We start from the raw sequence: 21,837 nt of genomic DNA, 5'->3' as shown, positions 1-21,837 counted from the left end.
ATGAAAAAAAACGTAACAGAGTTATACAACAAAATAGGTTATACATTTACTGATCAAGCTTTGCTTGAGCAGGCAATGACGCACCGCAGTCATAAAGGTCAACATAACGAGCGCTTAGAGTTTTTGGGCGATTCGATTTTGAGCTTTGTGATTGCGAATGCGCTTTACACTAAATTTCCAAAAGCACGCGAAGGTGATTTAAGCCGCATGCGTTCGACCCTAGTTCGTGGTCAAACGTTGGCTGAATTTGGCCTAGAGTTTGGCTTAGGCGATTACTTACGCTTAGGTCCAGGTGAGCTTAAAAGCGGTGGTTTTCGCCGTGAATCAACCCTTGCTGATGCCGTTGAGGCGATTATTGGTGCGGTGTTCTTAGACTCAAACATTGAGCAATGTGGTGAGTTAATTTTAAGCTGGTACGAGTCGCGTCTTGATGCAATTTCGCCGGGCTTAAATCAAAAAGATCCAAAAACATTACTTCAAGAATACTTACAAGCGCGCAAATTATCGTTACCTGGCTACACTGTAATTGATACAAAAGGCCAAGCGCACAATCAAACATTCACGGTTGAATGTATTGTTGAAGGGATGGATAGCATTATCTCAGTTGGTAGCTCGCGTCGTAAAGCTGAGCAAAAAGCCGCTGAAAAAGCCTTAAAGATACTTAAAAATGAATCTTGATGATTTAATTAGCAAAGAACCTGCAGAGCTAGACACGCACTGCGGTATGGTTGCCATTGTTGGCCGCCCAAATGTAGGTAAATCAACCTTACTTAACTATATTGTTGAGCAAAAGGTGTCTATTACCTCGCGTAAGCCACAAACCACACGACACCGTATCATGGGTATTCATACCGAAGGTAAATACCAAGCTGTTTATGTGGATACACCAGGCTTACACGTCGAAGAAAAACGCGCTATTAACCGTTTAATGAACCGTGCTGCATCAAGCTCAATTGGTGATGTCGAACTTATCATCTTTGTGGTTGAAGGCACACACTGGAACGAAGACGATGAGATGGTACTAAATAAAGTACGTCAAAGTGGTCGCCCAGTGTTATTAGTTATGAATAAAATTGACCAGGTTAAAGACCGTGATTTAGTGCTTCCCCACATGCAGTTTTTAGGTGGTAAATTTGATTTTGTGGCTATTATGCCAGTCTCTGCGAAGCAGGGTAAAAATATTGATTTAATCAAAGATGAAGTGAAAAAGCGTTTACCGCTTTGTGAGTTTTACTTCCCTGAAGACTACGTAACAGACCGTTCAATGCGCTTTATGGCGGCTGAAGTGATCCGTGAAAAGCTGATGCGCTTTATGGGTGATGAGTTACCATATTCAGTCACCGTAGAGATCGAGCAGTTTAAATGGCAAGAAAACGGTGTCTGGCAAATTAATGGTTTGATCCTCGTTGAGCGTGAAACGCAAAAGCGTATGGTGATCGGCAATAAAGGCGAAAAGCTGAAAGTTATTGGCCGTGAAGCTCGTAAAGACCTTGAAGATATGCTTGATAACAAAGTGTTTTTAGAACTTTGGGTAAAAGTGAAGTCTGGCTGGGCCGACGATGAGCGTGCGCTACGTAGCCTTGGCTATGGTGAAGACTAAGTAAAGTCTTACACGCCATGGATAGCGAATTCTACACAGCATACTTGCTGCACCGACGTCCATTTAGCGACTCGCAAGTCATGCTCGATATGCTGGTAGAAGGCGTAGGTCAGCTGAGAATGCTGGCCCGTGTTAGTGGTCGCCAGGCCACTAAACATAAAGCACAATTACAACCTTTCCAATCTCTGCTCGTACAATATAACGGCAAGTCTGATTTAAAATACATTAATCGTTTTGAACCCCATGGCCGGCAAACTATGTTGCAGGGTACCGAGCTTTATTGCGGCTTCTATATGAACGAATTAACCAATCGTATCGTACCTATCAATGAGCCGATGGAAAGTGTTTATCATCTTTATAAACAGCATCTAGGTGAATTATCAACCACTAAAAACCTGCAAGCGGTGCTTCGCTCTTATGAGTTTCAGTTACTTGAAATGCTTGGTTATGGCGTTGATTTTAGTGTTGATGCCGAAGGTGATGAAATTATCGATGCAGCAAATTACCAGTACTTTGCTGAATACGGTTTTTTACTGCATGACGACCCCCATAGTGGTTTTTCAGGAAAGCAATTAAATGCCATAGCAGCTCATGACTTTAGCGCCCCTGATGTGTTATATATGGCAAAGCAATTAAGTCGATACTTACTCAAGCCTTTACTTGGTAAAAAGCCATTAAAAAGCCGTGAGTTATTTATTAAGTAGGCTGATGTTCAGCCTTGAATCGTTGTTTTAAACAGGTAAAAAAATGAAAGATATTCTTCTTGGTGTAAACGTTGATCACATTGCCACTTTACGCCAAGCGCGTGGCACGAGTTACCCAGATCCTGCGCATGCTGCAGCTGTTGCAGAGCATGCTGGTGCAGATGGTATCACCATTCATTTGCGTGAAGACCGTCGTCATATTCAAGACCGCGACGTATATGTGATGGCAAAAACGATTCAAACACGTATGAATCTTGAAATTGCAGTGACCGATGAAATGATCGACATCGCCCTTGAAGTGAAACCTGCTTATGTTTGTTTAGTGCCTGAAAAGCGTGAAGAGCTCACCACAGAGGGTGGTCTTGATGTTGTGGGTAATTTTGAAAAAGTAAAAGCAGCAACAGAAAAGCTAACAGCAGCAGGAATTAAGGTCTCGTTATTCATAGATGCCGACAACGCACAACTTGACGCTGCAAAAGCGTGTAATGCTCCATACGTTGAAATTCACACCGGTGCTTATGCTGATGCTGAAAATGACGAAGAGCTTCACACTGAGCTTGAGCGTATTCGTAGCGGTGTACAATATGCCGATAGCCTAGGTTTAATCGTTAATGCCGGTCATGGTCTTCATTACCACAATGTAAAACCCATTGCGGCAATGCCAGAAATTTATGAGTTAAACATTGGTCATGCGATTATTGCCCGTGCAGCGATTGATGGTTTAGAAAAAGCAGTCAGCGATATGAAACGTTTAATGATTGAAGCAAGACTTTAAGCTGACGCCTTTAATAAGAGCCAGCAAATTTGAATACTGAGCGCGGTGGATGTGATATCCACCGCGTTTTTTATTTACTCAGATAAACAATAAATTGTGCAAGCAATGAAGATAGCCAAGGGGAAAGGCAGAGTAGGACCACTAAATATTGATGCTTTTTCTTAAAGCTTTTTAAAACAGCGTCATCTATTGCCGACAATTCACCTTTCTTAATTGAATGAATAACCATTGAGTCAGGTTTTGTTCTCATTAATCTGGCTTGGCTTTCGTATGTTTGCCACAGCTCTGTGTAATTGGTTTTTACGTATTCGTTTGCCATCCCACTAAGCTTTTTAGAACTGAGTATGAACCAAAAGAACGATAATGATGTAAAAAACAAAAATAAAATAAAAAACATTAATCTTCCTTGATATCCTTCGTAACTTTTAACGTTGCTGCTCAAGCATTCCAGCATCGCTCAACAAATTATTTAGCTCATCAACAAGCTCAAACAATTCAGGCTCAATGTAATTTAAATCGCAATCACCTTTTAGTGCTGTCTCGAGTGTTTCGGCGAGGGATTTAAGTTTTGGCACACCAGTGTAACAACATGCGCCATGGAACTTGTGCACAATGCTAAGCACATGTTCACAATCTTCTTTTTCTATAGCTTCATTGAGCAGACGCAAGGTTTCCGGCACGCTGAGTAATAACATATTGAGCATTTCTAGTGCTAGCTCTTCTTTACCGCCAGCACGTTGTAGTGCTAACTGCCAGTCTAAGCGGGCACTTTCAAATGGAGGCTCTGAATTAATTGCCGGAACTTTGTTGCGTTCGCGGTTAATCGGTGATTGTGGACTATGATCGCTAATTATCTGCTTTAGCATATCTTCATCAATAGGTTTGGTTAAATAGCCTTTAAAACCATCCTTAAGTAGCTGTTCTTTTTCACCCGCTAGGGCGTGAGCGGTTACAGCAATGATAGGGGTATCTTCATTAAGAGATGACTCGCGAATAAGTTTACATGCGGTAATACCATCCATAATTGGCATTTGGATGTCCATGAAGATTAAGTCATATTTGTGGCTTTTACTTAAGCTGTAAGCTTGTGAACCGTTGTGTGCGGTATCTATCAGTTCTATTTGTTCATCAAGCAAGGTGCAAATAAGTTTAAGGTTGGCATCGTTATCGTCTACAACCAGTACTTTTAGCGGTAATAGTTTTTCATCGCCTTGTTCAATGTTATGTACAGGGTGATCAAGGCGATAAGGTGCAGCAAGCACTTCGCATAATTTACGGTGGTTAAGTGGTTTGCTTAAGCACGCATCTGCTCCGCTGCCAATAAAGGCTTCGCGCATATTATGCGAAACTGTATTGAGCATAAGGTAAAGATAGTCAGTGACAGGGCGAACGGCTTTTACATAACTCTTGAGCTGTTGCATATCATCAATTGCAGCTGTATGACCGATAATACAAATATCGTAACTGAAGTCTTTGTTAATCTCAGCTAAGAAACTTTCTTCATCTAAGCAGGCAGTTACTCGTGCTTGCCACTCATTGAGCAATGACAGAGTCGCTTGGTGTGTATGCTCGTGAGGTTCAAGGTAAAGAATACGTTTATTAATTAATGATTGAGTCGGTAAGTCACTGGTAATTGAGTTACTTGGCGTTCTGAATACGGCATTGAACGTAAAGCAGGTACCATTACCAGGTGCTGAGTTTAGGGTGATACGGCCATTCATCGCTTCAACAATATGCTTAGTGATGATTAGCCCAAGACCTGTGCCACCAAATTTACGGGTGATACTAGAGTCAGCCTGGCCAAATGGGGTAAATAACGCATCTTGTTTATCCATTGGGATGCCTACACCAGTGTCGGTGACAGACACTAAAATAGAGGCGCGTTCTTCATCTAATAAGCGATAGCCAACATCAACTTTGATTGAGCCTTTTTCAGTAAACTTAATGGCATTACTTAACAGGTTGATTAAAATTTGTTTAAAGCGGGTCGGGTCGCCAGTTAAGTTGTCGGGTACTTGTGGGTGGATAAATATCGATAGTTCAAGTTGTTTTTCGTGAGCACTTGGTGCCAACAAGGTCATAACTTCATTAATATTGTCACGGAGCTGGAATTGCATTGACTCAAGCTCCATGGCTCCGGCTTCTAATTTCGAAAAGTCTAAAATATCGCTGATAATGGTAAGTAAACTATTTGCCGACAGTTCAATGGTATCAAGATAATCTTTTTGATGCTTATTCAGCGGAGTCTTATAAAGCTGGCGAGTAAAACCAATTACACCGTTTAAAGGTGTGCGTAACTCATGACTCATTTTAGCTAAGAAGTCTGATTTTACTCGGTTCGCATCTTGTGCATCTTTTTTAGCAATACTTAACTGAATATTTTGGGTTTCGTATTGTTCGAGTGTTTCACGGTAATCAGAGGTTGCTTGGTCAATGTGCTTTTGCATCTCATCACGTTGCACGACCATGGTTTCTGCAATGGTATTTAAACCTGTGCGTAATAACTCAAACTCACCAAACATTTTTTGATCAAGTCCAGTGTCTACTTTACCTTCAATAAGCTTGTCGGTAGCTAGTACTAACTTATTAAGAGGCTGAATAAACATGCGAGTTAGTCTAAACGCTAATACGATAGCAAGTATGAGCGCGAGTAATATCACTACGCCACTGACCAATAATGCTCGTTGCTGGCCAATAATGGCTTGTTGTTTGTTAAGCATGATCACCACAGTACCAAGTGATGCTTGATAGCTGTGATGATTCCAAATCGTGTCTTGGCGGCTATGATTAATTATGGCAGTGGAGAATGTTAAATAGTGCTCAGAATTTTGTACTTGGATGCCATCCATGTTGTTTGCATTGCTGCTAACAATTTCTTTGAACTCACTTTGGTATTTACTAAAAATCACTAACTCATTGTTTTCATCAAAAATAGCAATTGATTGGATAGCAGGGGAGTGTTTGTTGTGCGTATGACTAACTAAGCGAGTTAATAAGGCTTTATCACGCTTTAATAGCGGTTGCTCAACAGCAATGGCGAGGGGCTCAATAATAGTCACGCCCTGTTGATACAAAATTTCATCGAGCTCAATGTAACGATTTATTGTAAAATAACCGCCCAGCAACAAGCCTATGATCACAGTCGGTATAAGTGTAAGGGTTAAGACTGAGTCACGTAAGCCAAATTTAGTCATAAAGAATGTTGTTATCATTATTATCGTTGTTTAAGAGTATATACTTACTCCCGCTTTATCAATAATTAAGGTGTTGCCCAATGGCACAGATTTTCAAAGCCAAAAAGAAATCCGTTTCGCAAAAAATGCTAACCCTGAATGTCACTGCTATGGATCACCAAGGACGGGGAGTTGCTAAGCAGGGAAATAAAGTCTGTTTTGTTAATGGTGCTTTGCCGGGTGAAGAAGTAAAAGCATTATTGATTGAAGATAAGGCACGCTTTGCCAGTGCTGATTGTAAAAAAGTGCTATCAGCCTCAGCGCATAGGGTTACTCCTTTTTGCCAGCATTATCAGGTTTGTGGTGGTTGTCAGCTACAGCACCTTGATGCAGAGCAGCAATTGGTTGAGAAGCAAGCGGCGGTGAGTCAGCTGTTTAGCAAGTTTGCCAAAGCTGATAACTTAAATTGGCAAGCACCTCTGCTTAGTGAAGAGCGCCATTATCGTCGCTCTGCGCGCATTGCCGTAATGCACGACAAAGCCGCAAAGAAAATGCGAGTAGGGTATCGGGCTCAAGGTTCTAAACAATTAGTGAGCATAGAAAACTGTGATGTGCTGAGCGGCACTTTTAAAGACGTTTTTTCAGTTTTTGATGTTCTTATCAACAGCCATTCAGGTCTGAGTAGCATTAGTCACTTACAATTATGTGAAGCTGATAACGCGGCCTTTGTGGTTATTAGGCATACCAAAGCCATTAACGCAGAGTTAAAAGCTATTGTAGTCGCAGCGTGTGATGAATATAGCTGGCGTGTTGTGTGGCAGTCACACAGTGGCGAAATTGATCACAGTGACCATCCAATGCCGTACTACCAGATACCGGCTTATGATTTACGCTTTGAGTTTGGCCTTGAAAACTTTATTCAAGTTAACCCGCAAGTAAACCAAGCTATGCTGTATCAAGCAAAACAGTGGCTTGATTTACAAGGTCATGAGCAGGTATTGGATTTGTTTTGTGGCATTGGTAACTTTTCATTATTGATTGCAAAGTATGCTAAATATGTTATTGGTGTTGAAGGGGTCGATTCTGCGGTTGCATTAGCAAAACAAAATGCGCAAACTAACTCATTGTCGAATACCGATTTTTATTGTTTTGATTTAACAAAATCACTGCAATCAGCTGCTTGGTTTAGTGCCGAACTTGACGTGTTAGTACTTGATCCATCACGTACTGGTGCAATGGCTATTTTAGAGCAGTTACCACTTACTCAGTTTAAAACGATTTTATACGTCTCTTGTGATCCTGTTACTTTAGCCCGTGACAGTGCAATTATTTTACAAGCAGGCTTTAGCATTGAAAAAATTGGGCTTATGAATATGTTCCCGCATACCGGGCATATTGAAACGATGGCGTTATTTCACAGGAGGTAAAGCGCACATGGTAGCCACTAGACAGTCACATCAGCTAACTAAGCCGAGTGATTTTGCCAGCCGTATCGAGCTGTTAGCGCTAACAGAAGACAAACATACCTTATTAGAGCAGGCTCACCAACTGTGCCTGCATTGCGATGATGCAAAACGTGAAAACACAGCCATTGAAATGGTGGAGATTTTAGCTGAGCTAAATTTAGACGCAGATTCCCTTGCTACTGCTTTTTTAACGCCTTATTTTTTAGCTGAAAAAATCTCGATAGAGACAGTCACTGAAAAGCTGGGTAACCACGTTGCATTATTACTAACTGGAGTAAGCCAAATGGCGACCATCAGTACCTTAGCCCACCAAGGGAAAGGCACTGTACAAATTGATAATATCCGCCGCATGTTATTAGCCATGGTTGAAGATGTGCGGGCTGTAGTGATTAAACTGGCGGAGCAAGTGTGCCACTTGCGTGATGTTAAAGACGCCAGTGAAGAAGAGCGCGTTATTGCCGCTAAAGAAACTCGCGACATTTTTGCCCCCCTTGCTAACCGTTTAGGGATTGGCCAGCTTAAGTGGGAACTTGAAGACCTGTCGTTCCGTTATCTGCATCCAGATACCTATAAAAATATCGCTAAACAGCTAGATGATAAGCGCCTTGCCCGTGAAGCTTACATGGAGAACATGGTTGCTTTAGTTAAAGCACGCTTGGCTGAGGCGGGTATTGAAGGTGAGGTGTATGGTCGCCCTAAGCATATCTACAGCATCTACAAAAAAATGGCACAGAAGAATTATGAGTTCGACCAGCTTTTTGACATTCGCGCTATGCGCATAGTGGTAGAGCGCCTGCAAGATTGTTACGCGGCGTTAGGTATCGTTCATACTAACTGGCGCCATTTAAATAAAGAATTTGATGATTACATCGCAACACCTAAACAAAACGGTTATCAGTCAATTCATACCGTGGTATTTGGCCCAGAGGGTAAAACCGTTGAAATTCAAATCCGTACGAGCGAAATGCACCAAGATGCTGAGCTAGGTGTTGCTGCGCACTGGATGTACAAAGAAGGTGCATTGCCAGGGCGTGGGTCGGGCTACGAGCAAAAAATTAGTTGGTTACGTAAGTTACTGCAATGGCAAGAAGAAGTTGTTGATGGTAGTGATCTTGCGGAAGAGCTTAAAAACCAAGTAGTAGAAGACCGCGTTTATGTGTTTACGCCTAAGGGTGATATTTTCGATTTACCGCTGGGTGCAACACCACTTGATTTTGCTTATTACATTCACTCAAACGTAGGGCATCGCTGTATTGGTGCAAAAGTGTTCGGCAAAATCGTACCCTTTACTCATCAATTAAGTACCGGTGATCAGGTTGAAATTTTAACTCAAAAGCAGCCTAATCCAAGCCGTGATTGGTTAAACCCATCGCTTGGTTATATTAAGTCATCACGAGCTCGTTCTAAAATCCATCATTGGTTTAAGCAGCTGGATCGCGATAAAAACTTAAGTGCCGGTAAAGAGATTCTTGAAACTGAGCTGCAAAAGCTGGATTTATCGACCAAAGATCTAGCGCCAGCAATTGAGCGTTTTAACCTTAAAGGCCTTGACGACCTTATGGTTGCGGTAGGTGCTGGGGATGTTCGCTTAAACCAGTTATTAAACTTTATTAGTGACCGTGAGCATGACGAACCACAAATTAAGTTTAAAAAACCAAAAAGTGTCACTGGCGATAAGAACGGTATTGTTGTTGATGGGGTAGGTAGCTTAATGAGCCATGTTGCTAAATGCTGCCGGCCCGTGCCGGGTGATGAAATCATCGGCTACATTACGCAAGGCCGAGGGATTGCAGTTCACCGAGAGGATTGTGATTCGTTTGAGAAACTTCGCCAGAAGCATCCTGAGCGGGTGATATCAGTAAGTTGGTCAGACGACATTAATGGCTCTTACTCATTAACGATAAAAGTTGAAGCCACTGACCGCTCAGGTCTTATTCGAGATATCAGCTCAGTGCTTGCAAACGAAAAAGTGAATGTGCTGAACATGAACGTCAACACAATTGAAGATAAGCAACTTGCGCTGTTTTCAATGCAGGTTGAAGTGCATGACCTATCGAGTACTAACCGCTTATTGTCTAAGCTACACCAAATCGAAGGTGTGCATGATGCAAAGCGTGGTCATTCGTAATGAGTGATAAACAGGCAATTGAGCAATCGCTTGCAATTATGGCCAAACTTCGGGACCCAGAATCTGGGTGCCCGTGGGATTTAAAACAAGACTTTAAATCGATTGTGCCGCATACCCTTGAAGAAGCTTATGAAGTAGCAGACTGCATTGAAAAAGGTGAATTCACTGAGCTTAAAAGTGAGCTTGGCGATTTACTTTTTCAAGTTATTTTTTATGCTCAACTTGCTAAAGAGCAGGGCTTATTTGATTTTGCCGATGTGGCTAATACGCTTAATGATAAATTAGTTCGTCGTCATCCCCATGTCTTTGCAAAGCAAAGTGAGCTGTCGGACGCTGAGCTTTCAGCGCAGTGGCAAGCTATTAAAGCACGAGAGCGAGCAGAAAAAACCGCCTCTCCACAAATGAGTTTATGGCAAGATATTCCTGATGCGATGCCGGGCTTATCAAAAGCGAAGAAGATTCAACAGCGTGTAGCAAGCCTAGGGTTTGATTGGCCAAGTTATCATGGGGCACTCGATAAAGTTGCTGAAGAAGTAGACGAAGTTAAAGAAGCACTGGCTCATGATCCTAACTCTGATCATAGTGCAGAGGAGTTGGGTGATTTACTTTTTGCAACGGTAAATGTAGCCCGTCATATTAAACGTGACCCTGAGCAATTATTACGAAGTGCCAATGCTAAGTTCGCGTCACGCTTTGAAAAAGTGGCTGCTTACTTAGGTGAACGTGGTCAAAGTTTAGAGACGGCTAGCCTCGAAGAAATGGACAACGCATGGGAAGCCATTAAAAAGCAGGCAAACTAAGTAAGTTATGATACGGCTTGGGTACAGCGTAACCAAGCTCGTTTTTTGTGCACTTATTTGCTAATTTTATCTGGATTGATAGCAGTCCCTTTGCTACAATATCGCCCCGTCTTGATTCTATATTATTCCTTTTAATTCCTGATATTCTAGGGTTCGCATGAGTACAAAATTTATCTTCGTAACTGGCGGGGTTGTTTCTTCGTTGGGTAAGGGTATTGCAGCAGCGTCATTAGCCGCTATTTTAGAAGCACGTGGTCTTAACGTGACTATTTTAAAGCTGGATCCTTACATTAACGTTGACCCAGGCACTATGAGCCCAATTCAGCACGGTGAAGTATTTGTAACTGAAGACGGTGCAGAGACTGACCTTGACTTAGGTCACTATGAGCGTTTCATCCGTACCAAGATGACTAGCCGCAACAACTTCACACAAGGTCGTGTTTATGAAGATGTATTACGACGTGAGCGTCGTGGTGAGTACCTTGGTGCAACAATTCAGGTTATTCCACACATCACAAACGACATTAAGCAACGTGTATACGACGGTGCTGAAGGTCGCGATGTAGCAATCGTTGAAATTGGCGGTACAGTTGGTGACATCGAGTCACAACCATTCTTAGAAGCAATTCGTCAGCTTGGCACTGAAATTGGCCGTGAGCGCGCATTGTTTATCCACCTAACGCTAGTGCCATTCTTAGGCCCTGCAGGTGAAGTTAAAACTAAGCCAACACAACATTCAGTAAAAGAATTACGTTCGATTGGTATCCAACCTGATATCTTGATCTGTCGTTCTGATCGTAAATTACCAAATAACGAGCGTGCGAAGATTGCACTTTTCACTAACGTTGAAGAGAAAGCCGTTATTTCATTACCAGACGTAGAAAGCATCTATAAGATCCCTGCGTTACTTAAGTCACAAGAATTAGATAACTTCGTATGTCGTCGTTTCTACCTTGAGTGCCCAGAAGCAGATTTATCTGAATGGGAACAAGTGTTATATCAAGAGTCTAACCCGACAGGTGAAGTGACAATTGGTATGGTTGGTAAGTACATAGAACTACCAGATGCATATAAATCAGTAAACGAAGCATTAAAGCATGCGGGTCTGAAAAACCGTTTAACTGTGAACATCGAATATGTTGATTCACAAGACTTAGAAAGCAAAGGTACTGAGTTACTGTCTCACCTTGATGCTATCTTAGTACCAGGTGGCTTCGGCGGCCGTGGTGTTGAAGGTAAGATCTTAGCGGCTAAATATGCACGTGAAAACAAAGTTCCTTACTTAGGCATTTGTTTAGGTATGCAAGTAGCGCTTATTGAATATGCGCGTAACGTTGCAGGCCTTGAAGATGCAAACTCAACTGAGTTTAACGCAAACTCTGCGCACCCAGTTGTTGGTTTAATCACAGAGTGGCAAGATGCTGACGGTAACGTTGAAATCCGTGATGAGCAATCTGACCTTGGTGGCACTATGCGTTTAGGTGCACAGAAGTGTCACTTAACACCAGGTTCAAAAGTAAGCGAAGTATACGGAAGTGACGAAATAGTTGAACGTCACCGTCACCGTTATGAAGTGAATAACCACTTTGTAGAGCAGCTTGAAAAAGCTGGCTTAAGTTTCACTGGTTTATCTGAAGATAAGAAACTAGTCGAAATCATCGAGAATAAAGATCACCCTTGGTTTATTGCCGCGCAATTCCATCCGGAATTTACGTCAACGCCACGTGATGGTCACCCGCTGTTTGAAGGGTTTGTTGCAGCTGCACACACTCACCAAAAAGCGTCATCGTAATTTAAATAGGCCGTGCTATATGCACGGCTTATTTGTTTTAAAAAGCCAGCAACAATAAAGCTGGCACTAACTCACCATTTTCGGGAAAAGAGGAATCAAGATGTCAGAAATCGTAAAAGTGATTGGTCGCGAAATCATGGACTCGCGTGGTAACCCAACTGTTGAAGCTGATGTACATTTAGCTGATGGTTCATGGGGCCGTGCTGCAGCACCTTCTGGTGCATCAACAGGTACTCGCGAAGCGCTTGAATTACGTGATGGTGATAAAGCACGTTACCTAGGTAAAGGTGTTTTAAAAGCAGTAGGCTATATCAATAACGAAATCGCTGAAGCGCTTAAAGGTCAAAACGCAGTTGATCAAAAAGCGGTTGACCAAGTAATGCTTGACTTAGATGGTACTGAAAACAAAGAAAAATTAGGTGCAAATGCTATCTTAGCTGTGTCTTTAGCAACAGCTAAAGCGGCTGCTAACTCTAAAGGCGTAGAGCTTTATGAGCACATTGCAGACTTAAACGGCACACCAGGTGTTTACTCAATGCCATTACCTATGATGAACATCATCAATGGTGGTGAGCACGCTGATAACTCTGTTGATATTCAAGAGTTCATGATCCAGCCAGTTGGCGCTACAAACTTCCGTGAAGCGTTGCGCATGGGCGCTGAAGTTTTCCACAGCCTAGCAAAAGTACTTAAAGCTGAAGGTCACTCTACATCAGTAGGTGATGAAGGTGGTTTTGCTCCTAACCTTGAATCAAACGAAGCGGCACTTGCTGCAATCAAGGTCGCTGTTGCAAATGCAGGTTATGAGCTTGGTAAAGATATCACTCTAGCTCTAGACTGTGCGGCATCTGAGTTCTACGACAAAGAAGCAAATATCTACGACCTTAAAGGCGAAGGTAAAAAATTCACTTCTGAAGAATTCAACCACTTCCTTAAAGGCCTTACAGAGCAATACCCAATTGTTTCAATAGAAGACGGCTTAGATGAGTCGGATTGGGATGGTTTCGCACACCAAACACAACTAATTGGCGACAAAGTACAATTAGTAGGTGATGATCTTTTCGTAACTAACACAAAGATCTTAAAGCGTGGTATTGATAACGGTATTGCTAACTCAATCCTAATCAAGTTCAACCAAATCGGTTCATTAACTGAAACGCTTGCTGCTATCAAAATGGCTAAAGACGCTGGCTTCACAGCTGTTATCTCACACCGTTCAGGTGAAACTGAAGATGCAACAATTGCTGATTTAGCAGTAGGTACTGCAGCGGGTCAAATCAAAACGGGTTCATTAAGCCGTTCTGACCGTATTGCTAAGTACAACCAATTACTTCGCATTGAAGAAGTATTAGGTGAGAAAGCACCTTACAATGGTCTTAAAGAGGTTAAAGGTCAGTAATCTGGCTTTTAGCTCATCAAGACCTTAAAAACCTCCTTCGGGAGGTTTTTTTATAGCGTAAACTTTAAGTAGTAACAGCAAGCTTTTGTAATCAATATAAAAATGATAATGTTTTAAAGATTATTGTGTTTTGTTCTATTTAATCTGAGGGTAATGTGGCTGGCAAGTTAATTTTTGAATTATTAGAAGCGCGGTTCAATGGCAAAATAGTTGAAAATTCGGCCATAATTGATTACGCGGTTAAAAATAAAGACTTTGCGAGAGCTTGGTTTTACCATGCTATATCATCTTCTTTGCTACATGATGAATTGATTAACTGCCTTCTAATTGCAAAGTATCATAATTTAAATGAACTTGAATTGTTGTTTGAGTATTGGCCTAAATTGCAGTTTCAAAAGTGTCAGCTATTGAAAGCCTCGCCTCATCTAGTTAGTAAAGTCCCTGAGATTAATGAGTTGTTAACTGAAGAGCTGACTCAACTAATTCAAATGTTGTTACCCCTTCCTGTATCGCAAAATCTTGGTGATTCTCGAGTTAACTTACTCGACAGTAAAATGAATGATGAAGCCCTACAAAAAGTGATTGGATTTGCCAAAGAAAAATTAACTGATGCTAAACTTTATTCGGAACAACAAAAGCATCAGAAAGTAGATTCAATTCGAAATAATGATCAACATATTGTTACTTTACCAGTCAATGATTTTTTCACGGCACTTATTCAAAGATATATGTGTATTAATAATATTTTTGATTTGAAGTATGCTGAACCAGCTATCATTTATCGATATAAAAAAGGACAGCAGTATAAATGGCACTATGACTTTATCACCCCGAGCAATAGTGCAGCCCAAAAAGAAATAGACTTTTTTGGGCAACGAAAAAAAACAATCATTTTAAACCTTAATGAGGGGTTTAAAGGTGGGGAGACTGCCTTTAAGTTTTGGGAATTAGAAGTATCAGCGAAAGCAGGTCAGTTAATTCAATTTAACAATATGCTTGATACTAAAGTTGATAAAAGTTCAGTACATTCTGGAAAACCAGTAATTGATGGTGAAAAATGGATTTGTACTCTATGGTTCAGAGAAAAACCATTCTGGTTAAGAGCTTCTATTTGGAATTCATAGCTGAAATTGTTGTTTTAGGATCTCGCCGGTAAAGCTGGTTTTTAGATAAAAGCCGCGAGGTAAGGTTTGTACTATCTGGCCATTCGGGCCAATTGCATCAGTCAGCGCTTTGCTATTGGCAGCTTTTGGCCTTATTTGCATTACATCGCCTAAATGACCCGAAATTTCATCTACGCGACCAAGGGCGATTAGCTCCATTTGTTCTTCCCAATCACGCTGTAAAAGGGCATCTTGCTCTGCACTTGGCTGCCATAAAAAGCCACTGCCTATGGTACGGTGAAAAGGCAGTATCTCACGTTCGCCTAAAATCGGTAGCCATAAAACATGATTCAACTTTTTACGAACCGTGCTTTGCTGCCAAGTCATTCCTGTCACATTTAATAGCGGCGTTACCGAAACAAAGGTTGTTTCGAGAGGTTTGCCTTTAAATGAAATCGGCAAGGTTTTTAGCTCAATGCATAACTCTTCAAAATCAGGTGTTGGTTTTGAACCCGCTGTTGCGCCAAGCACATATTCGATAAGTTGCCCGGTCCAGCCTTTTTCACGAAGTAAATCGTCAGGGGTTTTAAATTGATATTGCTCAGCTAATTGCCCTAGGGTGAGGCCAGCAATAGCATCAACACGTTGCATTAATTCGTTTATAGAAGCGGGTTTTATTGGTCGCATAAGGCGTTTATTTTATTGTCTATTTATCCGGTTCATGATAGCAAATGCACGCCTTAGTGGATATCTTTGTGTTTGGGTGTTTTTTGCGCACGTTAAGTGTGGGCTAAAAATAATCAGTTTTATTTTGAGGTGTCATACCTTAACTAATTGATATTTATCTATTTTGCTGTTTTTGTAAGGTGTTTCCATTTCATTAATTAATCAGTTGTTTGTATAAATACAGATATATAAACATGTTTATCCACAGTTTCTGTGGAGAAAGTGGATATTTAAACTGTGGATTGTGGATTTGTTTGCAATTTAGGCATGATTTACAAAAGTTATGCACAAGCTGTGGGTAAGGTGATGAAAATACGGTTGTAAATAGTTATTTTAATCAAACAGCACATTTTTATGATAATTACTTCGTAACACCTTGATTAAACATGTTTGTTAAAAAATAATTTTTCAATCTAATTTAGGCTTAGGTGTAAAGTGTTTGCTGTATCGCAGGTTATGTGGAACAATCAATAAAAATCGACTTACAAATGAGGCACTAAGGTGATTGATGCCGAAGGTTTTCGTGCCAATGTCGGAATTGTAATTTGCAATAATCAGGGACAAGTATTTTGGGCTCGTCGCTATGGTCAACACTCTTGGCAATTTCCCCAAGGTGGTGTGGATGACGGCGAAACTGCTGAGCAAACCATGTACAGAGAATTACACGAAGAAGTGGGCTTGCTTCCTGAAGACGTTGAGATCGTCGCAAGTTCTAAACATTGGTTACGCTATAAATTACCCAAGCGTTTAATTCGCAGAGACTCAAGTCCTGTGTGCATTGGGCAAAAACAAAAATGGTTTTTACTAAAACTTCGTTGTAAAGATGAAGATGTAAATTTACTTAAAACTCATCACCCCGAGTTTGATGATTGGCGATGGGTGAGTTATTGGTATCCGGTTAGGCAAGTTGTTTCGTTTAAGCGCGATGTATATCGTCGAGTAATGAAAGAGTTTGCTCCGTTTGCAATGCCGTTTAATAAACGAGAGCAACACAAAGATCATTGGCGACATAAACGATAAGGGCAACCTTATTTAAATCAAAGGAGCAGCATCATGTTAGCCACGCTCAGATCAATTGCTGAGGCAGTGTCGCAACAGGCGGACTTAAACAGTGCGCTGGGGTGTTTTGTGCAAATGGTAAAAGATGCCATGCAAACACAGTGCTGCTCGATTTATTTTGCCGATTATAGCCAAGATAACTTTGTATTGATGGCCACCCAAGGCCTCAACCCAGATGCCGTGGGTAAGTTCCGTATAGGTTTTACCGAAGGCCTCGTTGGCCTTGTTGCTCAGCGTGAAGAGCCCATTAATATAGCTTTTGCTAAATCTCACCCTCGTTTTAAACTCTCACCTGAAGTTAATGAAGAAGGCTACAACGCGTTTTTATCAGTGCCAGTCGTGCATCAGAAAAAGGTTTTAGGCGTTATTGTTGTTCAACAAAAACTAGCCCGTGTTTTTAGCCCTGACGAAGAGTCATTCTTAATTACGCTCTCGGCCCAGTTAGCTTCTCAGTTAGCGCATGCAGAAATAAAAGAAATATTACGGGTCGATGAGTTTTCACACCAAACCTCAGTATTGAAAGGGGTATCAAGTGCGCCGGGTATTGCCATAGGTGAAGCCTTTGTAGTAATCCCTAAACTTGACTTTAGCTCTATAGAACTGCAAAAAGACGACGATGTGAGCACCCAGCGCAAGCTATTTACACAAGCTGTGGCTGCGACGCGTAACGAGTTTAATACCTTATCTATGACTCTGAGTGACTCTATTCCGCAAGAGGCACTTGCTGTATTTGATGTTTATCAGCAGTTACTCGATGCCAAAAGCCTTGGTCAAAATGTTGAAGCGCAATTAAAACAAGGCTGGAATGCTAAAAGCGCCCTGAAAATTGTTATTGAGAAATTGGTGACTCAATTCAATGCCATGCAAGACCCTTATATTAAAGAGCGCGCTGTTGATGTTAAAGATATTGGTTTACGGGTTTTACATCACTTAGTTAATACTGAGCATGCGGCAAAACCTTACCCTAAAGACACTATTTTAATTGCCGGTACACTAACCCCCGCAATGCTCGCTGAAGTACCTAAAGGGCACCTTGCTGGGGTTGTGAGTGTTAATGGTGCAGCAAATAGCCATGCTTCAATTTTAACTCGTGCTATGGGGATCCCAGCAATTTGGGGCATTGAAGATGTGCCGTTATTGCAGTTTGAAGGCAAGCAAATGATATTAGACGCCTATGCAGGGCGTTTATATATTTCTCCTTCACAAATGCTGCAAGAGGAATACAGCCAGCTTAAATATCAAGAAGCCTTATTGAACGACCGTTTTGTTGCAGAGCAAAACCTAGATGCCGTCACTAAAGATGGCGAACACATTAGCTTGTTACTAAACGCGGGTCTTGAATTAAATACCGAGCATGACAATAAGCCATTTTGCGATGGGGTAGGTCTTTATCGCACCGAAGCCTGGTTTATGCAAAAAGGCCAATTTCCTTCACAGTCAGAACAAGAAAACTGGTATCGCGAAGTGCTAACGAGTTACCACCCTAATCCTGTGGTGATGCGTACACTCGATATTGGTGGTGATAAAGTTTTAGATTACTTCAATATAACCGAAGAAAACCCATTTTTAGGTTGGCGTGGTATTCGTGTGACCTTAGATCACCCCGAGCTATTTTTAGATCAACTCAAGGCGATGTTAAAAGCCAACATTGGTTTGGGGAATTTAAAAATTATGCTGCCGATGATCAGTGGCTCAGAAGAAGTCGATGAATCTTTAAAGCTGCTCGAACAAGCCTATTTTGAGTTAAGTGAGCAATACCCCGAACAAGCCATTGAGCGCCCTGAAATCGGGGTGATGTTAGAAGTACCTTCGAGTGTATTTATGCTTGAAGAGTGGTCGCAAAAAGTCGATTTTTGCTCTGTAGGTAGCAACGATTTAACCCAGTATATGCTGGCAGTTGACCGCTCTAATGCCCGCGTTGCTGAGCTATTTAATCCTTATCACCCAAGTGTTCTTAGAGTGTTGTTAAAAATAGCACAGGAGTGTCAGCAACATGAGCTGCCATTTAGCTTGTGTGGTGAGTTAGGCGGCGATCCAGAAGGCGCATTACTGCTTATTGCAATGGGTTATCGAAGCTTGAGTATGAACTTTGCTTCGATTAGTAAAATTAAGTTTGTGCTTAGGCGATTAAATGTCAGTGATATGGAAAAGTTACTTGCAGAATGCTTATTACAACCCACTGCAAAACATGTACTTAGGTTAACGCGTAACTTTATGATTGAACATCAACTCGGTGAGCTATTTTACACCCCAAGCCAAGGTCAATCATGAGGGAAAATTGTGCTATGAAGCACTTATACCCAAGCCACCTCAAGATGTAGAATTCAGCGTTTCACAGGTGCTTAATATCAAGGCGTTACTTTGCAACAATGGCAGTCCCTTTTAAGAAGTCACAACGATGAGAGTAAGTGCCTGTGAAACGCCCAAAGGGTTGGTTTAAAAGCGATTTATACTGCGTTATTGATTTTAACAATAGAACCACTATTACTTGCAATCAATGCCTTGCCTAAATCGCTTTTAATTCCAACTGAAACTCGCATCTTGAGGTGGTTTGGGTATATATATTAGTTTAGTATATGTATATAACAAATTGAATATATGAGTGTGCTATGCATGATGTAATACTTTTAATGGTGTACTGCGCAATTTTGGGCAGTGTGGTTGGATTTTTAGCAGGCTTATTAGGCATTGGTGGCGGTCTTATAATCGTGCCAGTACTTAGTGCGCTATTAGTGTCGTTTAATGTTGCCGACCCAAGCCATGTATTAGTTATCGCGATAGCAACCTCGTTAGCATCCATTATTTTTACCTCGACGTCTTCAGCCTTTGCTCATCATCGTAATGCTAACGTGCCATGGGAAATTGCTCCTTGGGTTATGACTGGCGTTGGCCTAGGCGCATTGATCAGTGGCTTTGCAGCAAGCTTTATTCCTGAGCAGCTGCTGCGCTTTGTTTTTGCCGGTAGCGTGGTGTTTATCGCACTTAGAATGGTGTTATCGACACGAAAAAAAGCCGCCAGTGAAAAGCCGCTTCCATCAGGGCCTATTCTTGGCTTTTTATGTGCCATAATGGGGGCACTTTCAGGACTAATTGGTATTGGTGGTGGGGCGCTTATTGTGCCGCTACTGCATTATTTTTCCGTTGATATTAAAAAGGCCATTGGTTGTGCTGCTGCTTGTGGTATTGTCATTGCGCTGTTTGGCTCGGTGGGTTACGTATCTGCCGGCTGGCAATTAACATCTTTCAGTGATGGATTTGCCGGATTTGTGTATTTACCTGCGTTAGTCGGGATTGTGGTTACCTCGTCGCTCATTGCGCCTATAGGTGCCAAAGCCACGCATTACTTGCCTGTGGCAACAATAAAAAAAGTATTCGCGCTATTACTTGTCATAATTGCGCTTAAAATGGTGTTTAGTTAAAGGTTTTAATTTTTATGGCTCTTCAATTTCCAGATATCGATCCGGTTATTTTTTCGGTAGGCCCGCTCAGCGTACGTTGGTACGGTTTAATGTATTTAATTGGTTTTGCTTTGGCGATGTGGCTTGCTAATCGCCAAGCAGCAAAACCAAACTCAGGTTGGACAAAAGAACAAGTCAGTGACTTATTATTTTACGGCATGCTCGGGGTTATACTCGGTGGCCGTATTGGTTATGTATTGTTTTATCAGTTCAGCTACTTTATCGAAAACCCACTGTATTTATTCAGAATTGACCAAGGTGGTATGTCGTTCCATGGTGGCACCCTGGGTGTCATTACAGCTATTGCAATCTTTGCTTGGACCCGTAAAAAATCATTGTTTGAGGTAGGTGACTTTGTAGTGCCACTTGTGCCGCTTGGTTTATTAGCCGGACGTATTGGTAACTTTATTAATGGCGAACTATGGGGCCGAGTGACAGATGTACCTTGGGCATTTGTTTTTCCTACAGGTGGCCCAGAGCCTCGTCACCCATCCCAATTATACGAAGCCTTTTTAGAAGGCCTAGTGCTGTTCTTAATCTTACAATGGTTTATCAAAAAGCCTCGTCCAGCGGGAAGTGTTGCTGGGGTGTTCTTACTTGGCTATGGTACGTTTAGGTTTATTGTTGAATACTTCCGTGAACCAGATGCTCATTTAGGTTTATTTGCAGGCGTTATCTCTATGGGTCAAATACTGTCATTGCCGATGGTAATTGGTGGCCTTGGTTTGTTAATATGGGCCTATAAAAAGCCGCAGCAAAGCGTGGCAAGCAAAGCATAACAAGAGCAAATCAATGAAACAGTATTTAGATTTATGTCAGCGTATTGTTGACGAAGGTGTGTGGGTTGAGAACAAACGCACAGGAACCAAATGTTTAACCGTAATTAATGCCGATCTTGAATATGATGTGGCAAATAACAAGTTTCCGCTCATCACCACGCGAAAGAGCTTTTACAAAGCGGCGATAGCGGAGTTACTGGGTTATTTACGTGGTTACGACAGCGCTGCACAGTTTCGTGATATCGGCTGTATGACTTGGAATGCCAACGCGAACGAGAACAAAGCGTGGCTTGAAAATCCGCATCGTCGTGGTGAGGATGATATGGGCCGTGTGTATGGTGTTCAAGGGCGCAGTTGGCAACGCCCTGATGGTAGCCACCTTGATCAGCTTAAAAAAGTTATCGATAACTTATCGAAAGGAATTGATGATCGCGGTGAAATCGTCACTTTTTATAATCCAGGTGAATTTGAGCTAGGTTGTTTACGCCCTTGTATGCACACGCACACCTTTTCTTTGTTGGGCGATACTTTATACTTAACATCATACCAACGTAGCTGTGATGTGCCGCTGGGTCTGAACTTTAATCAAATTCAATGTTTTGTGTTACTTGCTTTAGTTGCACAAATAACCGGACATAAACCGGGTAAGGCGTATCATAAAATAGCGAATGCGCATATTTATGAAAACCAACTTGAATTGATGCGTGATGTACAACTTAAGCGAGAGCCTTTCGCGTCGCCAGAATTAAAAATAAACCCAAATATTAAATCATTAGAAGACATTGAAAGCTGGGTTACAAAAGATGATTTTGAAGTAGTAGGTTATCAGTGTCACGATGCAATTAAGTATCCGTTTTCAGTTTAAGAACAATAAA

The 21,837-nt window shown here is 41.6% G+C and carries 18 protein-coding genes; 15 read left to right on the top strand and 3 right to left on the bottom strand.

The window, feature by feature from the left end:
* The 4 genes from rnc to pdxJ are packed head-to-tail and all read left to right on the top strand — an operon-like array spanning position 1 to position 3,079.
* On the top strand, positions 1-678 hold the full coding sequence (rnc, locus tag IRQ78_RS14935) for a ribonuclease III (protein ID WP_054554337.1): 678 nt from the start codon (positions 1-3) through the stop codon (positions 676-678).
* Positions 668-1,600, top strand: a complete 933-nt coding sequence (era, locus tag IRQ78_RS14930) for a GTPase Era (protein WP_054554338.1) — start codon at positions 668-670, stop codon at positions 1,598-1,600. The genes rnc and era overlap by 11 nt, the downstream gene beginning before the upstream one ends.
* Positions 1,601-1,617: 17 nt before the next feature.
* On the top strand, positions 1,618-2,304 hold the full coding sequence (gene recO / locus IRQ78_RS14925) for a DNA repair protein RecO (RefSeq protein WP_138600276.1): 687 nt from the start codon (positions 1,618-1,620) through the stop codon (positions 2,302-2,304).
* Between the two features lie 43 nt (positions 2,305-2,347).
* A complete protein-coding gene (gene pdxJ, locus IRQ78_RS14920; protein ID WP_054554340.1) occupies positions 2,348-3,079 on the top strand; it encodes a pyridoxine 5'-phosphate synthase in 732 nt (243 codons plus the stop codon).
* Between the two features lie 70 nt (positions 3,080-3,149).
* Here pdxJ and IRQ78_RS14915 read toward each other — a convergent pair whose 3' ends face one another.
* Positions 3,150-3,476 carry a hypothetical protein gene (locus IRQ78_RS14915; protein WP_138600278.1) on the bottom strand — a complete coding sequence of 109 codons (327 nt, stop codon included), beginning with the start codon at positions 3,474-3,476 and terminating at the stop codon, positions 3,150-3,152.
* A 28-nt stretch (positions 3,477-3,504) separates the two neighbouring features.
* On the bottom strand, positions 3,505-6,273 hold the full coding sequence (barA, locus tag IRQ78_RS14910; RefSeq protein WP_138600321.1) for a two-component sensor histidine kinase BarA: 2,769 nt from the start codon (positions 6,271-6,273) through the stop codon (positions 3,505-3,507).
* A gap of 80 nt (positions 6,274-6,353) precedes the next feature.
* On the opposite strand from barA, the gene rlmD reads away from it, so the two are divergent.
* The 6 genes from rlmD (at position 6,354) to IRQ78_RS20820 (ending at position 14,961) form a co-directional block, all read left to right on the top strand.
* Positions 6,354-7,679 carry a 23S rRNA (uracil(1939)-C(5))-methyltransferase RlmD gene (gene rlmD, locus IRQ78_RS14905; RefSeq protein ID WP_138600280.1) on the top strand — a complete coding sequence of 442 codons (1,326 nt, stop codon included), beginning with the start codon at positions 6,354-6,356 and terminating at the stop codon, positions 7,677-7,679.
* Positions 7,680-7,686: 7 nt separating this feature from the next.
* Positions 7,687-9,846, top strand: coding sequence for a GTP diphosphokinase (relA, locus tag IRQ78_RS14900; RefSeq protein WP_054554344.1), 2,160 nt, complete (start codon positions 7,687-7,689; stop codon positions 9,844-9,846).
* Positions 9,846-10,646, top strand: a complete 801-nt coding sequence (gene mazG, locus IRQ78_RS14895; RefSeq protein WP_138600282.1) for a nucleoside triphosphate pyrophosphohydrolase — start codon at positions 9,846-9,848, stop codon at positions 10,644-10,646. Before relA ends, mazG begins: the two co-directional genes overlap by 1 nt.
* A 157-nt stretch (positions 10,647-10,803) precedes the next feature.
* Positions 10,804-12,438, top strand: coding sequence for a CTP synthase (locus IRQ78_RS14890; protein WP_054554346.1), 1,635 nt, complete (start codon positions 10,804-10,806; stop codon positions 12,436-12,438).
* A 100-nt stretch (positions 12,439-12,538) separates the two neighbouring features.
* Positions 12,539-13,837, top strand: coding sequence for a phosphopyruvate hydratase (eno, locus tag IRQ78_RS14885; protein ID WP_062566760.1), 1,299 nt, complete (start codon positions 12,539-12,541; stop codon positions 13,835-13,837).
* 155 nt (positions 13,838-13,992) lie between these two features.
* A complete protein-coding gene (locus IRQ78_RS20820; RefSeq protein WP_054554348.1) occupies positions 13,993-14,961 on the top strand; it encodes a prolyl hydroxylase family protein in 969 nt (322 codons plus the stop codon).
* Here IRQ78_RS20820 and mutH read toward each other — a convergent pair.
* A complete protein-coding gene (gene mutH / locus IRQ78_RS14875; protein WP_194442591.1) occupies positions 14,956-15,627 on the bottom strand; it encodes a DNA mismatch repair endonuclease MutH in 672 nt (223 codons plus the stop codon). The two genes, IRQ78_RS20820 and mutH, sit on opposite strands and share 6 nt — an antisense overlap.
* Before the next feature lie 540 nt (positions 15,628-16,167).
* Here mutH and rppH point away from each other — a divergent pair.
* The 5 genes from rppH to IRQ78_RS14850 all read left to right on the top strand — a co-directional run bounded on the left by rppH (position 16,168) and on the right by IRQ78_RS14850 (position 21,827).
* Entirely contained in the window at positions 16,168-16,686 is a 519-nt protein-coding gene (rppH, locus tag IRQ78_RS14870; protein WP_054554350.1) for an RNA pyrophosphohydrolase, read from the top strand.
* 33 nt (positions 16,687-16,719) lie between these two features.
* Positions 16,720-18,996: a phosphoenolpyruvate--protein phosphotransferase gene (gene ptsP / locus IRQ78_RS14865; RefSeq protein ID WP_054554351.1), complete on the top strand. Its 2,277-nt coding sequence runs from the start codon at positions 16,720-16,722 to the stop codon at positions 18,994-18,996.
* Positions 18,997-19,334: 338 nt separating this feature from the next.
* Positions 19,335-20,144, top strand: a complete 810-nt coding sequence (locus IRQ78_RS14860; protein ID WP_054554352.1) for a sulfite exporter TauE/SafE family protein — start codon at positions 19,335-19,337, stop codon at positions 20,142-20,144.
* A 14-nt stretch (positions 20,145-20,158) separates the two neighbouring features.
* On the top strand, positions 20,159-20,962 hold the full coding sequence (gene lgt / locus IRQ78_RS14855) for a prolipoprotein diacylglyceryl transferase (protein ID WP_054554353.1): 804 nt from the start codon (positions 20,159-20,161) through the stop codon (positions 20,960-20,962).
* Between the two features lie 13 nt (positions 20,963-20,975).
* Positions 20,976-21,827 (top strand): thymidylate synthase, encoded by an 852-nt coding sequence (locus IRQ78_RS14850; RefSeq protein WP_138600286.1) that lies wholly within the window; start codon positions 20,976-20,978, stop codon positions 21,825-21,827.
* Positions 21,828-21,837: the final 10 nt, after the last annotated feature.

Source organism: Pseudoalteromonas simplex (assembly GCF_015278155.1).
GTDB lineage: Bacteria > Pseudomonadota > Gammaproteobacteria > Enterobacterales > Alteromonadaceae > Pseudoalteromonas > Pseudoalteromonas simplex.
Note: the sequence above shows the minus strand (reverse complement) of the source record. Positions and strands in the feature narration are given on the sequence as shown.

What these genes read in the sequence shown, in the direction of transcription:
- rnc (WP_054554337.1), top strand. Translation starts at nt 1, where the DNA reads ATGAAAAAAAACGTAACAGAGTTATACAACAAAATAGGTTATACATTT.
- era (WP_054554338.1), top strand. Translation starts at nt 668, where the DNA reads ATGAATCTTGATGATTTAATTAGCAAAGAACCTGCAGAGCTAGACACG.
- recO (WP_138600276.1), top strand. Translation starts at nt 1,618, where the DNA reads ATGGATAGCGAATTCTACACAGCATACTTGCTGCACCGACGTCCATTT.
- pdxJ (WP_054554340.1), top strand. Translation starts at nt 2,348, where the DNA reads ATGAAAGATATTCTTCTTGGTGTAAACGTTGATCACATTGCCACTTTA.
- IRQ78_RS14915 (WP_138600278.1), bottom strand. Translation starts at nt 3,476, where the DNA reads ATGTTTTTTATTTTATTTTTGTTTTTTACATCATTATCGTTCTTTTGG.
- barA (WP_138600321.1), bottom strand. Translation starts at nt 6,273, where the DNA reads ATGACTAAATTTGGCTTACGTGACTCAGTCTTAACCCTTACACTTATA.
- rlmD (WP_138600280.1), top strand. Translation starts at nt 6,354, where the DNA reads ATGGCACAGATTTTCAAAGCCAAAAAGAAATCCGTTTCGCAAAAAATG.
- relA (WP_054554344.1), top strand. Translation starts at nt 7,687, where the DNA reads ATGGTAGCCACTAGACAGTCACATCAGCTAACTAAGCCGAGTGATTTT.
- mazG (WP_138600282.1), top strand. Translation starts at nt 9,846, where the DNA reads ATGAGTGATAAACAGGCAATTGAGCAATCGCTTGCAATTATGGCCAAA.
- IRQ78_RS14890 (WP_054554346.1), top strand. Translation starts at nt 10,804, where the DNA reads ATGAGTACAAAATTTATCTTCGTAACTGGCGGGGTTGTTTCTTCGTTG.
- eno (WP_062566760.1), top strand. Translation starts at nt 12,539, where the DNA reads ATGTCAGAAATCGTAAAAGTGATTGGTCGCGAAATCATGGACTCGCGT.
- mutH (WP_194442591.1), bottom strand. Translation starts at nt 15,627, where the DNA reads ATGCGACCAATAAAACCCGCTTCTATAAACGAATTAATGCAACGTGTT.
- ptsP (WP_054554351.1), top strand. Translation starts at nt 16,720, where the DNA reads ATGTTAGCCACGCTCAGATCAATTGCTGAGGCAGTGTCGCAACAGGCG.
- IRQ78_RS14860 (WP_054554352.1), top strand. Translation starts at nt 19,335, where the DNA reads ATGCATGATGTAATACTTTTAATGGTGTACTGCGCAATTTTGGGCAGT.
- lgt (WP_054554353.1), top strand. Translation starts at nt 20,159, where the DNA reads ATGGCTCTTCAATTTCCAGATATCGATCCGGTTATTTTTTCGGTAGGC.
- IRQ78_RS14850 (WP_138600286.1), top strand. Translation starts at nt 20,976, where the DNA reads ATGAAACAGTATTTAGATTTATGTCAGCGTATTGTTGACGAAGGTGTG.